General features: G+C 70.5%; 18 protein-coding genes. 14 read left to right on the top strand and 4 right to left on the bottom strand.

Annotation, left to right across the window (positions count from 1 at the left end; translation table 11 throughout):
• Positions 1-124 precede the first annotated feature (124 nt).
• Positions 125-1,927: a long-chain-acyl-CoA synthetase gene (locus NK718_RS19325; RefSeq protein WP_254745685.1), complete on the top strand. Its 1,803-nt coding sequence runs from the start codon at positions 125-127 to the stop codon at positions 1,925-1,927.
• A gap of 18 nt (positions 1,928-1,945) precedes the next feature.
• On the opposite strand, the gene tlpA is transcribed toward NK718_RS19325, so the two are convergent.
• Positions 1,946-2,629 (bottom strand): thiol:disulfide interchange protein TlpA, encoded by a 684-nt coding sequence (gene tlpA / locus NK718_RS19320; RefSeq protein ID WP_254745683.1) that lies wholly within the window; start codon positions 2,627-2,629, stop codon positions 1,946-1,948.
• A 42-nt stretch (positions 2,630-2,671) separates the two neighbouring features.
• Between tlpA and argH the strand changes: the two genes are divergently transcribed.
• The 11 genes from argH (at position 2,672) to NK718_RS19265 (ending at position 13,914) form a co-directional block, all read left to right on the top strand.
• On the top strand, positions 2,672-4,063 hold the full coding sequence (gene argH, locus NK718_RS19315) for an argininosuccinate lyase (RefSeq protein ID WP_254745681.1): 1,392 nt from the start codon (positions 2,672-2,674) through the stop codon (positions 4,061-4,063).
• Between the two features lie 68 nt (positions 4,064-4,131).
• Positions 4,132-4,413 (top strand): LPS translocon maturation chaperone LptM, encoded by a 282-nt coding sequence (gene lptM / locus NK718_RS19310; RefSeq protein WP_254745679.1) that lies wholly within the window; start codon positions 4,132-4,134, stop codon positions 4,411-4,413.
• Between the two features lie 19 nt (positions 4,414-4,432).
• Positions 4,433-5,725: a diaminopimelate decarboxylase gene (gene lysA, locus NK718_RS19305; RefSeq protein ID WP_254745677.1), complete on the top strand. Its 1,293-nt coding sequence runs from the start codon at positions 4,433-4,435 to the stop codon at positions 5,723-5,725.
• 96 nt (positions 5,726-5,821) lie between these two features.
• Entirely contained in the window at positions 5,822-8,611 is a 2,790-nt protein-coding gene (locus NK718_RS19300) for a TIGR02302 family protein (RefSeq protein ID WP_254745675.1), read from the top strand.
• Positions 8,612-8,697: 86 nt separating this feature from the next.
• Entirely contained in the window at positions 8,698-8,889 is a 192-nt protein-coding gene (locus tag NK718_RS19295; protein ID WP_254745673.1) for a twin transmembrane helix small protein, read from the top strand.
• A gap of 175 nt (positions 8,890-9,064) precedes the next feature.
• Entirely contained in the window at positions 9,065-9,676 is a 612-nt protein-coding gene (locus tag NK718_RS19290; RefSeq protein ID WP_254745671.1) for an acyloxyacyl hydrolase, read from the top strand.
• A 76-nt stretch (positions 9,677-9,752) separates the two neighbouring features.
• Positions 9,753-10,331, top strand: coding sequence for a cob(I)yrinic acid a,c-diamide adenosyltransferase (locus tag NK718_RS19285; RefSeq protein ID WP_254745669.1), 579 nt, complete (start codon positions 9,753-9,755; stop codon positions 10,329-10,331).
• 155 nt (positions 10,332-10,486) lie between these two features.
• Positions 10,487-11,236 (top strand): electron transfer flavoprotein subunit beta/FixA family protein, encoded by a 750-nt coding sequence (locus tag NK718_RS19280; RefSeq protein WP_254745667.1) that lies wholly within the window; start codon positions 10,487-10,489, stop codon positions 11,234-11,236.
• Positions 11,236-12,171: an electron transfer flavoprotein subunit alpha/FixB family protein gene (locus NK718_RS19275; protein WP_254745666.1), complete on the top strand. Its 936-nt coding sequence runs from the start codon at positions 11,236-11,238 to the stop codon at positions 12,169-12,171. The genes NK718_RS19280 and NK718_RS19275 overlap by 1 nt, the downstream gene beginning before the upstream one ends.
• A gap of 161 nt (positions 12,172-12,332) precedes the next feature.
• Positions 12,333-13,214, top strand: a complete 882-nt coding sequence (locus tag NK718_RS19270) for a 3-hydroxybutyryl-CoA dehydrogenase (RefSeq protein ID WP_254745665.1) — start codon at positions 12,333-12,335, stop codon at positions 13,212-13,214.
• A 130-nt stretch (positions 13,215-13,344) separates the two neighbouring features.
• Positions 13,345-13,914: an HNH endonuclease gene (locus NK718_RS19265; protein WP_254745664.1), complete on the top strand. Its 570-nt coding sequence runs from the start codon at positions 13,345-13,347 to the stop codon at positions 13,912-13,914.
• Positions 13,915-13,947: 33 nt separating this feature from the next.
• Here NK718_RS19265 and NK718_RS19260 read toward each other — a convergent pair whose 3' ends face one another.
• The 3 genes from NK718_RS19260 to NK718_RS19250 all read right to left on the bottom strand — a co-directional run bounded on the left by NK718_RS19260 (position 13,948) and on the right by NK718_RS19250 (position 16,521).
• Positions 13,948-15,339, bottom strand: coding sequence for an amidase (locus NK718_RS19260; protein ID WP_254745663.1), 1,392 nt, complete (start codon positions 15,337-15,339; stop codon positions 13,948-13,950).
• Positions 15,340-15,403: 64 nt separating this feature from the next.
• Positions 15,404-15,943 (bottom strand): disulfide bond formation protein B, encoded by a 540-nt coding sequence (locus NK718_RS19255; protein WP_254745662.1) that lies wholly within the window; start codon positions 15,941-15,943, stop codon positions 15,404-15,406.
• Positions 15,943-16,521, bottom strand: coding sequence for a YqaA family protein (locus NK718_RS19250; protein ID WP_254745661.1), 579 nt, complete (start codon positions 16,519-16,521; stop codon positions 15,943-15,945). Before NK718_RS19250 ends, NK718_RS19255 begins: the two co-directional genes overlap by 1 nt.
• Before the next feature lie 182 nt (positions 16,522-16,703).
• Between NK718_RS19250 and NK718_RS19245 the strand changes: the two genes are divergently transcribed.
• Positions 16,704-17,657 (top strand): acetyl-CoA carboxylase carboxyltransferase subunit alpha, encoded by a 954-nt coding sequence (locus tag NK718_RS19245; protein WP_254745660.1) that lies wholly within the window; start codon positions 16,704-16,706, stop codon positions 17,655-17,657.
• A gap of 149 nt (positions 17,658-17,806) precedes the next feature.
• Positions 17,807-19,192, top strand: a complete 1,386-nt coding sequence (locus NK718_RS19240) for a L,D-transpeptidase family protein (protein WP_254745659.1) — start codon at positions 17,807-17,809, stop codon at positions 19,190-19,192.
• Positions 19,193-19,680 lie beyond the last annotated feature (488 nt).

Raw genomic sequence — 19,680 nt, 5'->3', positions numbered from 1 at the left:
GTCCAGGCCGTCGATACGCCCTACCACATCGCGGGCGGGCGGGGCATGATGAAGCGTGCGACGCGGGCCGTTCCCGCGCGCCGCCCCGGCCACCGGTCGCGCCGGGGCGCGGGGGAGGGCATGAATGAGAGCGTTGCAGCGGATCGCGAGCGAACTGGCCTATTTGCGCGGGTCCCTTCGCATCCTGCGGCGCACGTCTCCCATCGCCCGCAACCCGACCTACACGATCGGCGACCTGATGCGCGACGCCGCGAAGCGGCACGGCGACCGGGTGGCGCTGATCTCGGACCGCGAGACCCTGACCTTCCGCGACTATGATGGCCGCGCCAACCGCTACGCGCGCTGGGCGCGCGCCCAGGGCATCGGCAAGGGCGACGTCGTCGCGCTGCTGATGCCCAACCGCCCTGACTATCTGTGCATCTGGCTCGGCGTCGCGCGGATCGGCGGCGTCACCGCGCTCATCAATACCAACCTCACCGGGCAGGGGCTCGCCCACTGCGTCGCCATCGTGCAGGCGCGCATCGTCATCGTCGCCGAGGAGCTGCTGCCGGCGTGGCGCGGCGCCGCGCCCTTCGTCCCCGGCGCGCCCGAGCTGTGGCTGCACGGCGGCGGCGGGGACGGGCGTCGGGTGGACGAGGCGATCGCCTCCTTCTCCGACGCCGACCTCTCGCCGGAGGAGAAGGCGAAGCTGACCGTCGAGGACCGCTGCGTCTTCATCTACACGTCGGGCACCACCGGCCTGCCCAAGGCGGCGAACATCAACCACTACCGCATCATGGCGATGACGCTTGGCTTCTCCGCCCTGATGGACACCGGGCCGGGCGACCGCATGTATGACTGCCTGCCCATGTACCACTCCAATGGCGGCGTGCTGGCCACCTGCGGCACGCTGTGCCAGGGCGGCAGCGTGGTGATCCGGGAGCGGTTTTCGGCGCGCGATTTCTGGGCCGACATCGTGCGGCACGACTGTACGCTGTTCTTCTATATCGGCGAGCTGTGCCGCTACCTCGTCAACACGCCGCCCGGCCCGGACGACCGCCGCCACCGCATCCGGCTCGTCTGCGGCAACGGCCTGCGGCCCGACATCTGGAACGAGTTCTCGTCGCGCTTCGGCATCCGCCACATCCGCGAGTTCTACGCCGCCACCGAGGGCAACGTCGCCCTGTTCAACCTCGATTCGCGTCCCGGCGCGGTGGGCCGCATCCCGAAATGGGCGGAACGCCGCTTCGTGGTGAAGGTGGTGAAGTTCGACGTCGAGAAGGAAGAGCCGGTGCGCGGGCCGGACGGGTTCTGCGTCGAGTGCCAGGCGGGGGAGGTCGGCGAGATCGTCGGCCAGATCCTCAACGATCCCCGCAAGCCGACCAACCGTTTCGAGGGCTACGCCGACCGCGCCGCCACGCAGCGCAAGATCCTGCGCGACGCGTTCGAGAAGGGCGATGCGTGGTTTCGCTCCGGCGACCTGATGAGGCGGGACGCCGACGGCTATTTCTACTTCGTCGACCGCATCGGCGACACGTTCCGCTGGAAGGGCGAAAACGTCGCCACCTCGGAGGTGGCCGAGACGATCTCGGTGTTTCCGGGCGTCGCCCACTGCACCGTCTACGGCGTGCGGCTCGACGGCTACGAAGGGCGCGCCGGCATGGCGGCGATCGTCATGGACGACGCGACGCCGCTGGACCCCGACGCCTTGCGCGCGCATCTCAAGCGGCAATTGCCGGACTATGCGCGGCCGCTCTTCCTGCGCATCCGCTCGTCGCTCGACATGACCGGCACGTTCAAGCAGCGCAAGGTGGAGCTGGTCAAGGAAGGCTGCGACCCGTCTTTGCTCGCCGACCCGATCTATGTCGACCACCCGGCGCAAGGCCGCTACGTGCCGCTCGACCGCGACCTCTACCGCGCCCTGCAGGCCGGAACCGTGCGCCTGTAGGCGCCGGCGAGCCGCGCCTCAGCCCTTGCGGCCGAGCGCGGCGGTGACGAGCCTGAGGGCGTCGTCGGAATGCCATTCCGCGGGGCCCGCCAGGGTCGCCAGCTCGCAGCCCTGGGGATCGACGATGAGGGTCGTCGGCATGCCGAACGCCTTGCCCACCGCCTTCAGCTCCTGGAACGTCTTGGCGGCCGGGTCGGCGTAGTAGGCGAGGCGGGTGATCCCCGTCTCCGCTAGCCAGGCCTTCGGCTTGTCCAGGTTGCGGGTGTCGATGTTGACGGCGACGACCTCGAAATCCTTGCCGCCCAGCTTCGCCTGCAGCGCGTCCAGGGCCGGCATCTCGGTTCGGCACGGCACGCACCACGTCGCCCAGAGGTTGAGCAGCACGGTGCGGCCGCGGAAGTCGGCCAGCGTCATGGGCTTGCCGTCCGGGCCGGAGAAGGCCAGCTCGGGCAGCTTGCGCGGCGCGCGGGCGACCTGCACGGCGGCGACCTCGCCGCGCGCCAGAGGCTGCATCGCCTGCGTGAGCTCGGCCGAGGCGGGGCAGGCGGAAGTGTCCGATTTGCCCCGGAGGCCGAACGTCCCGTATACGACCGCGGACGCCAGCACGACCGCCGCCGCGCCGGCGGCGACCAGCGCGAACAGGCGGCGCGTCGCGCCGTGCTTCGGGTGCCTGGAGGCGGGGTCGGGCGGGGTATCGGTCATCGGGCCTGGGTGACGAACGGGATTGCGGGGCAGGGACGACGCATGAGCAACAGGATGTGGGGCGGCCGCTACGCCAGCGGTCCGGACGCGATCATGGAGGAGATCAACGCCTCCATCGACTTCGACAAGGCCCTGTGGCGACAGGACATCGCCGGCTCGCGCGCCCATGTCGCCATGCTGGCGAAGCAGGGCATCGTCGAGCAGGCCGACGCGGATGCCATTACCAAGGGTCTTGGGCAGGTTGAAGCCGAAATCGAGGCGGGCTCCTTCACGTTCTCGCGCTCCCTCGAGGACATTCACATGAATGTCGAGGCGCGGCTGGCCGAAATCGTCGGCCCCGCCGCCGGCCGCCTGCACACCGCGCGCTCGCGCAACGACCAGGTGGCGCTCGACATGCGGCTGTGGGTGCGCGACACGGTCGACCAGCTCGACGGCCAGCTGCGCGAGCTTCAGTCCATCATGGCAGAGAAGGCGCTGGCCTTCGCCGGCGCGGTGATGCCCGGGTTCACCCATCTGCAATCCGCCCAGCCGACCACGTTCGGGCACCATCTGCTCGCCTATGTCGAGATGCTCGGCCGCGACCGCGGCCGACTGCACGACGCGCGCCGGCGCATGAACGAGTGCCCGCTGGGAGCGGCGGCGCTGGCCGGCACCTCGTTCCCGATCGACCGCCACGCCACGGCGGCGGCGCTGGGATTCGACCGGCCCACCGCCAATTCGCTCGACAGCGTCGCCGACCGCGATTTCTCGCTGGAGACGCTGGCGGCGGCCTCGATCTGCGCCGTCCACCTGTCGCGGCTGGCCGAGGAGATCGTGCTGTGGACGACGCCGCAGTTCGGCTTCGTGCGGCTCTCGGACAAGTTCACGACCGGCTCGTCGATCATGCCGCAGAAGCGCAACCCGGACGCCGCCGAACTGGTGCGCGGAAAGTCCGGCCGCGTCATCGGCGCGCTGAACGCCCTGCTGATCGTGATGAAGGGCCTGCCGATGACCTACGGCAAGGACATGCAGGAGGACAAGGAAGGCCTGTTCGACGCCATGGCGACGCTGTCGCTGTGCATCGCCGCGATGGCCGGCATGATCCGCGACATGCAGCCCGAGCTGAAGACGATGAAGAAGGCGGCCGGCGTCGGCTACGCCACCGCCACCGACCTCGCCGACTGGTTGGTGCGCACGCTGAAGATGCCGTTCCGCGAGGCGCACCACGTCACCGGCCGCATCGTCGGGCTGGCGGCGGACCGCGGCGTCGGGCTCGAAAAGCTCGAGCTCGCCGCCATGCAGGCGGTGGAGCCGCGCATCACGGCGGCGGTGTACGAGGTGCTCGGCGTCGAGCGTTCCGTCCGCAGCCGCACCTCCTATGGCGGCACCGCGCCGGCGGAGGTTCGCAAGCAGGCGAAGCGCTGGCTCGCCCGCCTGAAGCGCGAGTCCGCCTGAGCCCGGGCGCGGCCGCTTCCGCCGCGCCCCGCTTCGTCTATGATGCGTCGCCGTTTCGGAGTCGTCTCGTGTCCACGTCCTTTCCGCGTCCGCCGCTGTCCGCTCCCCTCCGCGCCGTTCTCGTCGGCCTGTGTCTCGGCCTCGCGCTGGCGGGCTGCGGGCGACGCGGGGCGCTGGAGCCCCCGCCCGGCGCGGCCAAGGCCGCGCCGGACACGGTGAACAGGACCGACCCGTCGCTGGAGCCCGCGCCGAAACCGATCGTGCCGTCGGTGAGCCCGGTCGGGACCGGCAAGAAGGGCCAGCCGATCACCGCGCCCAAGAGCGATTTCATCCTCGACCCGATACTCTGACGCCGCGAAAGCCGTTTCGATGCATCATTTTCATTACCGCGACGGCGTCATGCACGCCGAAGACGTCGACCTGAGCGTCATCGCCGAAGCGGTCGGCACGCCGTTCTACTGCTACTCCACCGCCACGCTTGAGCGTCACTACCAGGTGTTCGCCAGCGCCTTCGCCGACGTGCCCGCGCTGGTCTGCTACGCCATGAAGGCGAACTCCAATCAGGCCGTGCTGCGCACGCTGGCGCGGTTGGGCGCGGGCATGGACGTGGTGTCGGAGGGCGAACTCCGCCGCGCCCGCGCCGCCGGCGTGCCGGGCTCGCGCATCACCTTCTCCGGCGTCGGCAAGACGGCGGGCGAGCTGGCGCACGGGCTCGACGAGAACATCCACTGCTTCAACGTCGAGTCCGAGCCCGAGCTGGAGGCGCTATCTGCGGTCGCCATGGCGCGCGGGCGCGTCGCCCCCGTCGCCCTGCGGGTCAATCCGGATGTCGACGCCAGGACCCACCACAAGATCTCGACCGGCAAGTCCGAGAACAAGTTCGGCATCCCGATCTCGCACGCCCGCGAAGTCTACGCGCGGGCGGCGAAGCTGCCCGGCCTGCGGATCACCGGGGTCGACATGCATATCGGCAGCCAGATCACCGACCTGCAGCCCTTCGACGACGCGTTCGCGCTGCTGGCGGACTTCGTGCGCGAGCTGCGCGCCGACGGGCACCCGATCGACCATATCGACCTCGGCGGCGGGCTGGGCGTGCCCTACCGCGAGAACAACGATCCGCCGCCCCACCCGGAGCGCTACGCCGAGATCGTCAAGCGCAACACGGCGGGGCTCGGCTGCTCGCTGGTCTTCGAGCCCGGCCGGCTGCTGGCCGGCAACGCCGGCATCCTGGTCACGCGCGTGATCTACGTGAAGCACGGCGAGGGCAAGACCTTCGTCATCGTCGACGCGGCGATGAACGACCTGATCCGGCCGACGCTCTACGAGGCTCACCATGATGTGAAGCCGGTGGTCGCGCCGCCGCGCCACGCTCCGCGCATGGTCGCCGACATCGTCGGACCCGTGTGCGAGACCGGCGACTACCTGGCGCTCGGCCGCGACATGCCCGAGGTGAAGGCCGGCGACCTGATCGCCGTGATGACCGCCGGGGCCTACGGGGCCGTGCAGGCGGGCACTTACAACACCCGCCCGCTGATCGCCGAGACGATGGTGACCCGCGCGGCCTGGGCGGTGGTGCGACCCCGCCAGACCTACGAGGAACTGATCGGCCTCGACCGGCTGCCCCCCTGGCTCGAGGCCGAAGCGGCGGTCTCGGCTCGCTGACGCCACGGCCCTTCGCGCCCTCGCTTGCGCCGGGGGCTGGCCAGCCCCGTCCGGCGTGCTACCTTATTCAACTGGGGAGCGCGAGAGGACTGCCGAATGAGCGATGGCGCGCGGAGCGTTTCGCCGGGGACTCCCACGCAGCGGGCGTTGCGCGCGGCCGAGCGGATCGCCGCTCTGGGCCGCAAGGCCGCGCTCGCGATCCATTGGGAGCGCGTCTGGCCCGCCCTCGCGGCGGCGCTCGGCGTGGTGGCGCTCTTCCTCGCCTTGTCCTGGCTGGGACTGTGGCTCGCCTTGCCGGTCTGGGCGCGCATCGCGGGCGTCGCCGCGCTCGGCCTCGTCTTCGTCGCGCTGCTCGCCTGGGCCGTGCTGCGGCCGCGCCCGACTTGGCGGGAGAGCCTCGGCCGTCTCGACCGCGATTCGGCGGTGGCCCACCGGCCGGCGACGGCGCTGAGTGACGAATTGGCGCTCAACCCGACCGATCCCGGCACGCGCGCCTTGTGGGAGGCGCACCGCGCCCGCGTTCTGGAGCAGGCGGCCGCCCTCAAGGTCGCCCCGCCGCGCCCGCGCCTCGCCGAGCGCGACCCCTGGGCGCTTCGCTTCGCGGTCGCCCTCGTCGCCTTTGCCGCGTTCTTCGTCGCTGGCTCCGAGCGCGAGGCGCGCCTGCGCGCCGCCTTCGACTGGTCGACGCCGCCGCCGCCGCAGGCGGCTTTCCGCATCGACGGCTGGATCGACCCGCCGGCCTACACCCAGGCGCCGCCGATCCTGCTCGACCTGCGCCGCGTCGCCGGCGGGCCGGAGCCGTCCGCCTCGCTGCGCGTGCCGGCCCGCTCGACGCTGGTCATCCGCGCCTCCGACGCCGCCGGCATCGAGGTGACGGCCAGCGGCGGCGTCGCGGCCAAGGAGGAGCAGCCGACCGACGCGGCCGGCAAGTTCGCCGACAAGCCGAAGGACCCTGCCGCGCCCGACCTCGTCAAGACCGCCGCCGAGGCCAAGCCGGCCGCGCCGCTGGGCTTCGAGGCGCGCTACGAGATCAAGGGCGACGGCGTCGTCGTCGTGCGCCGGCGCGGCGAGACGCTGGGCACGATCACGCTCGCCGCGACGCCCGACACGCCGCCCTCCATCCAGCCGACGGCCGAACCGCAGGCGGATTCGCGCGGCACGCTGTCGCTCGCCTACGAGGTGAAGGACGACTACGGCGTCATCGCCGCCGAGGCGCGGCTCGGCAAGCCGCTGCGCAACGGCAAGCCGATGGAGACGCGCCGGCCGCCGCTGGTCGCCGCGCCGCCGCTGCCACTGGCGCTTCCCGGCGGCGACAACCGCGAGGGCGAGGCCCGCACCACGGCCGACCTCTCGGCGCATCCCTGGGCCGGCGCGCGCGTCGAGATGACTCTGGTGGCGCGCGACGAACTCGGCCAGGAGGGCGAGAGCGTCAGCTTCAACGTCACGCTGCCGCAGCGCCTGTTCACCAAGCCGCTCGCCAAGTCGCTGGTGGAGCAGCGGCGCGACCTCATCCTCGACCCGGCCGGCCGCGGCCGCGTGCTCGGCGCGCTCAACGCCCTGATGATCGCGCCCGAGCGCTTCACGCCCGACGCGTCGGTTTATCTCGGCCTGCGCACCGCCGCGACGCGGCTGCGCACGGCGCGCAGCGACCCGGACCTGATCGGCGTCGCCGACTATCTCTGGGAGATGGCGGTGCAGATCGAGGACGGCGACATGTCGGACGCCGAGAAGGCGCTGCGGCAGGCGCAGGACGCGTTGCGCGACGCCATGGACCGCAACGCCAGCAACGACGAGATCGCCCGCCTGGCCGATGAACTGCGCCGCGCCATGGACCAGTATCTCCGCGAGCTGGCCGAGCGGATGCTCAAGGAGCAGCAGAACAATCCCAACCAGCAGGCCGAGAACGACCGCAACACGCGCACCATCACGCCGCGCGACCTGAAGTCGATGATCGACCGGATGGAGCAGATGGCGCGGGAGGGCCGCATGGACGAGGCCCAGCGCATGCTCGACCAGCTGCGCCGGATGATGGAGAACCTGCGCACCGCCCGTCCCGGCCAGAACCAGCGCAACCAGGCGCAGCGGCAGATGGACCAGGCGCTCGACGACCTCGACCGCATGGCGCGCGACCAGCAGGACGTGCGCGACAAGACATTCCGCGAGGGCCAGCGCCGCCGCGACCAGATGCGCCAGCAGCAGCAACAGGGCCAGCAAGGCCAGCAGGGCCAGCGCCAGCGCGGCCAGCAGGCGCAGCGCGGTCAGCGCGGCCAGCAAGGGCAGCAGGGACAACAGGGCCAGCAAGGCGACCAGGGCGACCAGGACCAGATGGCCCAGGGCGACGGCGAGGGCCAGGAGGGCGAGCAGGGCATGGAGGGGCTCGGCCAGCGCCAGCAGCAGCTTCGCCAGCAGCTCGAACAGCTCAAGCGCCGGATGAAAGAGCTCGGCATGAACGGCGAGCAGGGGCTCGACGACGCCGAGGATGCCATGAAGCAGGCCGAGGGCGCCCTCGGCCAGAGCGACGACGGCCAGGCTGTCGAGCAGCAGGGCCGGGCCCTCGAGGGCCTGCGCCGGGGCGCGCAGGGTCTCGCGCAGCAGATGCAGCAGCAGCAGGGCGACGGCACGGAGCAGGCGGACGGCAGCGATCCGCGCGGTCCCGGCCAGGCCAGCCGCCGCGCCCAGTCCTCCGAGCCGAACGACGATCCGCTCGGGCGGCCGACCCCCACCACCGAGGCGGGCGACCGCTCCAAGTTCCGGCGCGGCGGCAAGGACGGCACGCTGGAGCAGCGCGCCCGCGAGGTGATGCAGGAGTTGCGCCGCCGGCTCGGCGATCCCGCCCGCCCGCAGGAGGAGCTGGATTACCTGCAGCGCCTGATGCCGGCGAACTGAGCCCCGGCCCGCCGACCGTCGCGCTTCACAGCCGCGCGTTCGCCGCGTAAGAAGGCGCGCTTTCCCGACACGACACGGAGAACCGCGTGGCGAACGCCCTCGAAAGTCTCGTCCCGTTCGCGCTCGCGGCGGTGGCCTTGGTGCTGCTCGCCGGGCTGGTCAACATGTTCCGGGGCGGCAGCGGCAACACCTCGCAAAAGCTGATGCGCTGGCGCGTCGGGCTGCAGTTCGCGGCGATCGTGCTGGTGATCACCGTGCTGTGGCTGCGTGGCGGTTGAGCAACAGGTTTACCCAATCGCATCGGCGAACTTGCGGCCCTCTCGACCTTGATGCGAACATTGCCTTGACGTGCGCTCCCCTTCCGGACGCGCGATTCGGTTTGGCGTCCGCGTCGTCGAGGGGTTGGCTCTCGCGCCCCGCGGTTTCGCCTGCTTCTGGAATGAAAGCTTGCCGATGATCCGTTTTCGCCTCAGCGCGCTACTTTTGTCCATTGCGGGCCTCGCCGCGCCGGTTTGCGGCGCCTCCCTCGCGGCCGACCTTCCGTCCGCGCCGGCTCCGATCGCCGTCGCGCCGGGCATCTCGCCGCTGCCGCCGGTCGACACGCTGACGGACCTGCGCCTCGGCGTCTTCGCGCACGACCCGTTCAGCCCGGAGAAGGGCAGCGCCGACATCAACGGCGAAATCCTGTTTCCCAAGTGGTTCGGGGTGTCGTCGGAGTGGTCGTTCCTCTATCCGCGCCTGCATGTCGGCGCCACGGTGAACACGGCCGGCAAGACCAGCTCGGCCTATGCGGGCCTGACCTGGGACTACCAGTTCCAGAGCGGCTTCTTCCTCGAGACCTCGTTCGGCGGGGCAGTCCACAACGGCTATACCGGCGACATTCCGAAGGACGGCTGGAACTCGCTCGGCTGCTCGCCGCTGTTCCGCGAATCCGCCTCGATCGGCTATCGCTTCACTCGCCAGCTCAGCCTGATGGCGACGATCGAGCATCTCTCCAACGCCGGGATGTGCGACCAGAACCGCGGCCTCACCAATGCCGGGTTGCGTCTGGGCTACAGCTTCTAAGGCGACCGCCCTATAAAGGCATCGGGCGGGCCTGAGCCGGGCTCGGGATCCGCCCCTGCCCCGGAAAGCGCGCGCCATGGTCCTTCTCAACCGCATCTACACCCGCACCGGCGACGCCGGCACGACCGCGCTCGGCAATGGCGAGCGCCGGCCCAAGTTCGACCTGCGCGTCGAGGCCTACGGCACCGTCGACGAGACCAACGCGACGCTCGGCCTCGCCCGGCTGCACACCGGCGGACATCCCACGCTGGACCCCATGCTGGCGCGCATCCAGAACGATTTGTTCGATGTCGGCGCGGATTTGTGCACGCCGGACCGGGGCGAGGCGACGGGGCGCGAAGCGCTGCGCGTCATCGACAGCCAGGTCGAGCGGCTGGAGCGGGAGATCGACCAGCTCAACGCCTCGCTGAAGCCGCTGCGCTCCTTCGTGCTGCCGGGCGGCAGCCCCGCATCGGCCTTCCTGCACCTGGCGCGCACTGTGTGCCGGCGGGCCGAGCGGCTGATGGTCGAGCTCGCCGCGACCGAGGGCGAGACGGTCGGCGGCCCGGCGCTGCGCTACATGAACCGGCTGTCGGACTTCCTGTTCGTGGCGTCGCGCGCCGCCAACGACGACGGCGCGCGCGACGTGCTTTGGACCCCCGGCCAGAACCGCTGAGACGGCGTTGCGAAGGCCGGAAATCAACCGTTCGGCCGATTTGACAACGCTTCTCGCCGACGATTACCGTCCCCCGTCGTTTTCGGCCGTGCGTCAGCGCGCGGCGCCGCGCGTCTTGGTCGCCGGGGTCGTCCCCGGCCGTCGGAGGTGAACTGATGAAGGTTCTTGTCCCGGTCAAACGGGTCGTCGACTACAACGTGAAGATCCGCGTGCGGCCGGACGGCTCGGGCGTCGAGCTGGCCAATGTGAAGATGTCGATGAACCCCTTCGACGAAATCGCCGTCGAGGAGGCGATTCGCATGAAGGAGGCCGGCAAGGCGACCGAGATCGTGGTGGTGTCGATCGGCCCGGCGCAGGCCGCCGAGACGATCCGCACGGCGCTGGCGATGGGTGCGGACCGGGGCGTGCTGGTGAAGGCCGAGGGTGCGGTCGAGCCGCTCGCCGTCGCCAAGATCCTCAAGGGAGTGGTCGAGGCCGAGCAGCCCGGCCTCGTCATCCTCGGCAAGCAGGCCATCGACGACGACTGCAACCAGACCGGCCAGATGCTGGCCGCGCTGCTCGGCTGGCCGCAGGGAACCTTCGCCTCGAAGATCGTGCTCGGCGACGGCTCGGCCGATGTGACGCGCGAGGTCGACGGCGGGCTTCAGACCGTGTCGGTGAAGCTGCCGGCCATCGTAACGACGGATTTGCGCCTCAACGAGCCGCGCTACGCCTCGCTGCCCAACATCATGAAGGCCAAGAAGAAGCCCATCGACGAGAAGTCGGCGGCCGACTACGGCGTCGACACCACGCCCCGTCTGACGGTGCTCGGCACCACCGAGCCTCCGGGCCGCAAGGCCGGCGTCAAGGTCGGCTCGGTCGCCGAGCTGGTGGGCAAGCTCAGGAACGAAGCGGGAGTGATCTGATGGCGACCCTTTTGCTGGCCGAGCACGACAACGCGTCGTTGCGGGACGCCACGGCCAAGGCGTTGACGGCAGCCCGCGCGCTCGGGGCCCCCGTCCATGTCCTCGTCGCGGGCGAATCCTGCCAGGGCGCGGCCGAGGCCGCCGCCCGGCTGGAGGGCGTCGAAAAGGTGCTGGTCGCCGACGCGCCGGCCTACGCGCACGGCCTCGCCGAGCCGCTGGCGGCGCTCATCGTCTCGCTCGCCGCGCCTTATACGGCGCTGGTGGCGGCCTCGACCTCGACAGGCAAGAACGTCATGCCGCGCGTCGCCGCGCTGCTCGACGTCATGCAGGTCTCCGACATCGTCAAGGTGGTCGCGCCCGACACGTTTGAGCGGCCGATCTACGCCGGCAACGCGCTGCAGACGGTGCGTTCCGGAGACGCCAAGAAGGTCATCACCGTGCGCACGGCCTCATTCCAGGCCGGTGGCCAGGGCGGCTCGGCGGCGATCGAGGCGGTCGGCGCGGCGGCGGACCCGGGCGTGTCAAGCTTCAAGGGCGAGGAGCTGTCGAAGAGCGACCGGCCGGAGCTGACGTCGGCGAAGATCATCATCTCTGGCGGGCGCGCCATGCAGAACGCCGAGAACTTCAAGACCTATATCGAGCCGGTGGCGGACCGCCTCGGGGCGGCGATGGGCGCCTCGCGCGCGGCGGTCGACGCGGGCTACGCGCCGAACGACTGGCAGGTGGGACAGACCGGCAAGGTCGTCGCGCCGGAGCTCTACATCGCGGTCGGCATCTCGGGCGCGATCCAGCATCTCGCCGGCATGAAGGACTCGAAGGTCATCGTCGCCATCAACAAGGACGAGGAGGCGCCGATCTTCCAGGTCGCCGACTACGGCCTGGTGGGCGACCTGTTCCAGATCCTGCCGGAGCTGGAAAAGGAACTGGCGAAGTAATCGCCTGCGGTTTCCGGCCGCGCCGCACCCAGCGCCGCGCGGCCGAAATCACAGGCAAACGGCCGGATTCGGCCTCGTTCGACGGAAAATTTCGCCACTTCGGCCGCGAGCGGTGCTAGAAGTGGCCTGAGAAACAACGGCGCAGGCGCCAGGCAGGAACCATGTCCAGCGATATTCGACGGATCGGCATCATCGGGGCCGGGCAGATGGGCAGCGGCATCGCCCAGGTCTGCGCCCAGGCGGGCTACGACGTCGCGCTGCACGATGTCAGCGAGGACCGCATCCACGGCGCGCTGGCCACGATCAACGGCAACCTCGCCAAGCTGGTGCAGAAGGCGACGCTCACCGAAGCCGAGCGCCGGTCGGCGCTGGAGCGCATTTCTCCCGCCCCCAAGCTCGAAGACCTCGGCGAGTGCGACATCGTCATCGAGGCCGCGACCGAGAACGAGGAGGTCAAGCGCAAGATCTTCGCCGCGCTCTGCCCGCTGCTGAAACCCTCGGCGATGATCGCGTCCAACACCTCGTCGATCTCGATCACCCGGCTCGCGTCCGTGACCAACCGGCCCGAGCGCTTCATCGGCATCCACTTCATGAACCCCGTGCCGCGCATGCAGCTCGTGGAGCTGATCCGCGGCATCGCCACCGAGGACGAGACCTTCGAGGCGGCGCGCGATCTGATCACCGCGCTGGGCAAGACGGTGACGGTGGCCGAGGACTTCCCGGCCTTCATCGTCAACCGCATCCTGCTGCCGATGATCAACGAGGCGATCTACACGCTCTACGAGGGCGTCGGGTCGGTCGACGCCATTGACACGGCGATGCGGCTCGGCGCGAACCACCCGATGGGCCCGCTGCAACTGGCCGACTTCATCGGCCTGGACACCTGCCTGTCGGTGATGCAGGTGCTTCACGAGGGCCTGGCCGACAGCAAGTACCGCCCCTGTCCGCTGCTGGTGAAGTATGTCGAGGCCGGCTGGCTCGGCCGCAAGACGAAGCGCGGCTTCTACGACTATCGCGGCGAGACCCCCGTTCCCACGCGCTGAACGCGCGCCGCAGCGCCGCATTTCCGACGAAAGCGGGGCGAAGACGCGCCGATAGCGTCTTCACAATGTCATACGCGGGCCTATACTCACCGTAACGGAGCGGATTCGACCTTCCCAGGAAGGAGGCCCGGTGACGTTACACGTGCACCAGCCGGTGTCGCCGGAAGCATGTCCGGCCTTGGTTCTCAACGCGGATTATCGCCCGTTGAGCTATTACCCACTCTCGTTGTGGTCCTGGCAGGACGCAATCAAGGCGGTGTTCCTCGATCGGGTCAACATCGTCTCGCGCTACGACAAGACGGTTCGAAGTCCGTCCTTCGAGATGCGTCTCCCGTCCGTCGTCTCCCTGAAGACCTACGTCAAGCCGTCCCGTTTTCCCGCCTTCACGCGGTTCAACGTCTTCCTGCGCGACAGATTCACCTGCCAATATTGCGGCTCGCGCGACGACCTCACCTTCGACCACCTGATCCCCCGCTCCAAGGGCGGCCAGACGACCTGGGACAACGTGGTGGCCGCCTGCTCCCCCTGCAATCTGCGAAAGGGCGACCGTCTGGCCCACGACGTCGGCATGATCCCGCACCGTCTGCCCTTCGCGCCGACGGTGAACGACCTGCACCAGAACGGGCGGCAATTCCCTCCCAACTACCTCCACGACAGCTGGATGGACTACCTTTACTGGGATACCGAGCTGGACCCGTAGGCCCGGCCCGTTCACCGGTGTCGCGCGCCGTCTTCAGCGCGCCTGCGTCGGCCAGGCGATCGGCGCTGGCCGCGCTGCCTCGACGAAGCGGGCGAGGCGCAGCACTCCGACATCGTCGAAGCGCCGGCCGACGATCTGCGCGCCGATCGGAAGTCCCGCGCCGGTGAAGCCGGTGTTCACCGTCACGGCCGGGTTCTCGGCCATGTTCCACGTCACCGTGTAGCCGATGTGCTCGAAGGGCCTGTCGGGGTCGTCCAGCGGCGAGGCGAGCTCGGCCGGGAAGGCGGGGGCCGGCGCGGTCGGCGAGAGGATGTAGTCGAAGTCGCGGAACAGCAGCGCCGCGGCCTTGCGCATCTCGACCGTGCGGTTGTAGCCGCGCATCACGTCGAGGCCCGAGCGTGTCGCGCCGGATTCCGCCCAGCGCGCGATATAGGGCAGCACGCGCTCGCGCCGCTCGGCCGGCAGGCGGATGAAATCGTCATAGGCGCGCACCCGCCAGAAATCATCCAGCCCGTCGAGCATGTCGCGGGTCAGGACGGCGGGGATCGGTTCGACGCGCGCGCCGGCGTCCTCGAACAGGCGCGCGGCCGCCTTGATGGCCGCCTCCACCTCCGGGTCGAGCGCCATGCCCGCGCCGATGTCGAGCATCAGGCCGATGCGCAGCCCGCGCGGCTCGGCATCGAGCGCCAGCCAGGGCAGGTCGGCCTGCGGCAGGCTGGTGGGGTCGCGCCAGTCGGGGCGCGACAGCACCGCCATGGCGAGCGCCGCGTCGGGGACGGTGCGGGTCATCGGGCCGGCGATGCGGCCGAGATAGGCGGGGTCGATCGGCACGCGGCCGTGGCTGGGCTTCAGGCCCACCAGCCCGCACCAGCCGGCCGGAAGGCGCACCGAGCCGCCGATGTCGGTGCCCAGGTGCAGCGGCCCGTAGCCCGCCGCTCCGGCGGCGCCGGCCCCGGCGCTGGAGCCGCCCGGATTCAGCCGCGTGTCCCAGGGATTGCGGGCCAGGCGATGGAAGCTCGAGAGGCCGGAGGAGAGCATGCCGTAGTCCGGCATGGTGGTCTTGGCGAAGATCACCGCGCCGGCCTCTCGCAGCCGCGCCGCCGGCGGCGCGTCCGCCTCGGCGGGCTTCAGCTCCGTCGCGGCGGTGCCGAGCGGCACGGGGACGCCGCGCGTCGCGATGTTCTCCTTGACCGTCGCCGGCACACCGTCGAGCGGGCCCTTCGGTGCGCCGGCTTGCCAGCGCGCGGTGGACTCGGCCGCATCGCGGCGCGCTCCCTCGGGATCGAAGGCGTAGAGCGCCGCCAGTTCGGGCTCGCGGGCCTCGGCGTGGGCGATCACCGCCTCGATCGCCTCGCTCGGGCTGAGGGCCTTGGTCCGGTACAGCTCCAGCAGCTCGACGGCGGACAGGTCGATCACGGCGGTCACGCGAAAACTCCCTCGGATACGGCAATCCGGGGAGGTTAGACCCGCGCGGCCCGGCTTGTGAAGCTCAGGCGGCGCGAGCGGCGCGCGCCGCGCCCATAAAGGCGACGGCGGCGAGGCCGGTGGCGATCACCGCGTTCCAGGCGGCCAGCGACAGGCCGAAGATCCGCATCGCCACCTCGTCGCAGCGCACCACCTTCACCGTCTCGAGCTGGCGAAGGAAGTCTCCCATCGCGGCGGGCTTGGCGATCGCGCCGGTGCAGTCGGACGGGCCCGCCCACAGCCCCCATTCGACGCCGGCATGGTACGCGCCCAGCGCCGCGCCGGCGGCGAAGACCAGCCCGACCAATGCCAGCAGCGCCACTGTCGCCCCGCTCCGCGGCGCGCGGGCGGCGGCGAAGGCCGCGACCGCCGCCAGCGGGATGCCGCTGTAATAGGGAATGCGCTGCTTCAGGCACAGCTCGCAGGGCTTCACGCCGAGCACGTGCTCGATGAACAGCGCGCCCAGGATGGTCGCCAGCGCGGCCAGCGCCACCAGCAGGGCGGCCCGGACGGGCGTGAGAAGCGTCGCGAGGCCGCGCGGCGCGGCGGCGTCGATCTGGGTCATCAAAACCTCGTGGCGATCCAGAAACCGAAGATGATGAAAGCGAGCACGACCAGCATGAACGTGCCGAAATGCCGGTCGAGGATGGCGCGGGCCTGGTCGCCGTAGCGGTGGAGCAGCGCCGCGAGCAGGAAGAAGCGCGCGCCGCGCGTTACCACGGAAAGCAGCACGAACAGCGGGAAATTATAGGCCAGGAGCCCGCTGACGATGGTGACGAGCTTGTAGGGGATCGGCGTCACGCCCTTGATCAGGATCACCAGCGCGCCCCATTGCGCGTAGGCCTCGCGCAGCGCGTCCATCTTGGCGCCGTAGCCGTAGAGCTGGATGAGCCACTGGCCCACCGTGTCGAACAGCAGCGCGCCGATGCCGTAGCCGACGATGCCGCCCAGCACCGAGAACACGGTGCAGATCGCCGCGTATCGCCACGCCGCCTGAGGCTTGGCGAGCGACATCGGCACCAGGATGACGTCCGGCGGGATGGGGAAAAACGAGCTCTCCGCGAAGGACACGGCGGCGAGTCCCCACGCGGCGCGCGGGCTCTCGGCGAGCGACATCGTCCAGTTGTAAAGGCGTTTCGACATGCGGGCTGCTTAGCTGAAGGGGCGGAACCTGTCCACGCAAGCGCCCGTGACCCCGCCCGGGTTCCACTCCCGCGCGCTTGACTAAGCCCCGCCGCCGCGCCAGAACTCCGCGGCCCGCCCTCCGGGCCGGCGTCCGCCGTCGTCGATGCGTCCATCTGAACCCGGTGCGAACCCAGGCCCGCATGCGCAGCTATCTCGATTTCGAAAAACCCGTCGCGGAACTCGAGGCCAAGGCCGACGAGCTGCGCGCGGTCGCCGAGAGCAGCGGTTCGGCCGCGCTGACCAAGGAAATCGAGGCGCTCGACGCGAAGGCCATGGCTCAGCTGCGCGAGCTCTACGCCGCGCTGACGCCGTGGCAGAAGACCATGGTGGCGCGCCACCCGATGCGGCCGCATTTCCGCGACTACCTCGAGGCGCTCGTCGAGGACTTCACGCCGCTCGCCGGCGACCGCAAGTTCGGCGACGACCAGGCCATCGTGGGCGGGTTCGGCCGCTTCCGGGGACAGCCGGTCTGCGTCATCGGGCAGGAGAAGGGCTCCGACACCGAGACGCGGCTGCGGCACAATTTCGGCATGGCCATGCCGGAGGGCTACCGCAAGGCGGTGCGCCTGATGGAGCTGGCCGACCGCTTCGACGTGCCGGTGCTGAGCTTCGTCGACACGGCGGGGGCCTATCCCGGCATCGCCGCCGAGGAGCGCGGACAGGCCGAGGCGATCGCCCGCTCCACCGATTGCTGCCTGTCGCTCGGCGTTCCCAACTGCGCGCTGGTGATCGGCGAGGGCGGCTCGGGCGGGGCCGTGGCCATCGCCAGCTGCAACACCGTGCTGATGATGGAGCACGCCATCTACACCGTGGCGTCGCCGGAGGCGTCCGCCTCGATCCTGTGGCGCGACTCGGCGCGGGCCCAGGACGCGGCGACCAACATGAAGATCACCGCCCAGGACCTGCTGAAGTTCGGCGTGATCGACGGCATCGTGCCGGAGCCGCCGGGCGGGGCGCACCGCGATCCGGCCGCCGCCGTGGCGGCGGCGGGCGATTCGGTCGCCGCCGCGCTGGCGGAGCTGGCCGGCCTCGGGCGCGACGAGCTGCGCAACCGGCGGGCCGAGAAGTTCCTGGCCATCGGCCGCAAGCTCTGACGCGGCCATTCGTAGCCGGCGGGGCTGCCCGGCGTTGTCCTCGGCGCGGCGGGCTGGCGGGAAGGCCGCGCCTCCGGTAATATTCGGTAAAGGATGCCGGTCGTAAACCGTTCAGGTCACCCCCGGACCGCGGTCTGCGAGGAACGATCATGATGACTGCCTGGACCCGTATCGCGCTCGCGTCGACCGCCGCCGCCCTGCTGGCCGGTTGCAACGCCGACAATGGCCGGTTCCCGGCCCGCGCCTACGCGCCGATCCCCAGCGACACGCTGTCGCTGATGGCGCAGAAGGGGACGAGCCGCGACGCGCCGGTGCTGGTCCGCGCCTACAAGAAAGAGTCCGAGCTCGAGGTCTGGAAGCAGAGCGCCAACGGCCAGTACGTCCTGCTGAAGACCTATCCGGTGTGCCGCTGGTCCGGCCAGCTCGGCCCCAAGAAGCGCGAGGGCGACCGCCAGGTGCCGGAGGGCTTCTACACGGTCACCGCCTCGCAGATGAACCCGAACTCGGCCTACTGGCTGTCGTTCAACGTCGGCTACCCGAACACCCTCGAACGGGCGATGGGACGCAACGGCGGCGACATCATGGTGCACGGCACCTGCTCGTCGCGCGGCTGCTTCGCGATGACCAACGAGCAGGTCGAGGAAATCTACGCGGTGATGCGCGAGGCCTTCGCCGGCGGCCAGAAGCAGGTGCAGTTCCAGTCCTATCCGTTCCGCATGACCGCGGAGAACCTCGCCAGGTTCCGCTACGATCCCAACATGCCGTACTGGAAGAACCTGAAGGAAGGCAGCGACCATTTCGAGGTCGCCAAGACCGAGCCCCGGGTCGGCTATTGCGGCGGCAAGTACGTGTTCAACGCCACGGCGACGAACGGCCGGATGGAGCCGCTGGCTCCCTGTCCCGCGCTCAAGGTGGACGAGGAGATCGCCGCCGCCGTGTCCAGCAAGGAGCGCGCCGACGAGCAGCAGGTCGCCGAATACGTGCAGCGCGGCACGCCGGCCGTGCGCGTGCAGTATTCGGACGGCAGCCAGCACGCCTCGTTCCGCACCACGGCGCTCGCCTATTTCGACACCGGGTCCGACAGTCCGGCCATGGCCCCGCTGCCGTCCGCGCCCAAGCGCGACATCGGCGACGTCAGCCGCCCCGAGGCGATCGGCGCGGTCGAGGAGGTCCATCTCGACGACAGCGGCAAGCCCAAGGTCGCGGCCCGGCCCGCGGCTCCGACGCCCGTCGCCGCCGCGGCGGCGAAGCCCGCTCCGGCCAGCGCCGAGGCGTCCGTCACCTCGGTCGCCAAGGCGGACACCAAGCCGGCCTCGTCCAGCGGCCTGTTCAGCCTGTTCGGCGGGTCGCCGACGCCGGTCGCCGAGACCGCCGCCGCGCCCGCGCCTTCCGTCGATCAGCCCTTCTACAAGCGCTGGCTCGGCCTCGGCGGCGACGCCCCCGCCGCCGCCCCGCAGCCCGCCGCCGTCCCGCTGCCGCCCCGCCGCCAGGCCGACGCCGCCAAGCCGGCCCGGCTGGCCATGACGGCCGAGTAGGCGAGACGGGTTCGTCCTCGCGTCCCCGGAGCGCCGCAGCGTCCGCGGAGGTGTGGCCGGGGTCTAACGTAGGAACGGTGCCCCGAAGCGTCGTTTTATCAGTCCTTTCATATTGACGCGCTGACGCGCGACATATTGCGCTGGGCCCCGGCTCCGGTTCCGCTGGCGCTCCACCGGTCCGGGGACGGGCGGGCTGCTTCGCATCCCGCATGAAGACCCGCTCCACGTGCCCAAAGGGCGGGCTTCGGCCCGCATCCCAAAGGGCGGACCCCGTCCGCCCGTCCCCGGAGCCCCGCAGCTATAGCGGAGGGGCATCCGGGGTCTAGCGTAGGAATGATGACGCGAAGCGGCGCTTCATGCGTTTTTTCCGTAAGTCCCACGTCCCCACGCGCTTCTATCCCGCCATCCTTTCGGATGCGGGGCTTGGCTTGTTCTGCGATGCCCGGAAGGGCGGCGCGGAACGGCGGGGGCCTCGTCCCGCCGGCGGA

Source organism: Alsobacter ponti (genome assembly GCF_024294805.1).
Taxonomy (GTDB): Bacteria; Pseudomonadota; Alphaproteobacteria; order Rhizobiales; family Beijerinckiaceae; genus Alsobacter; species Alsobacter ponti.
This window is presented reverse-complemented; position numbering and strand designations above follow the sequence as displayed.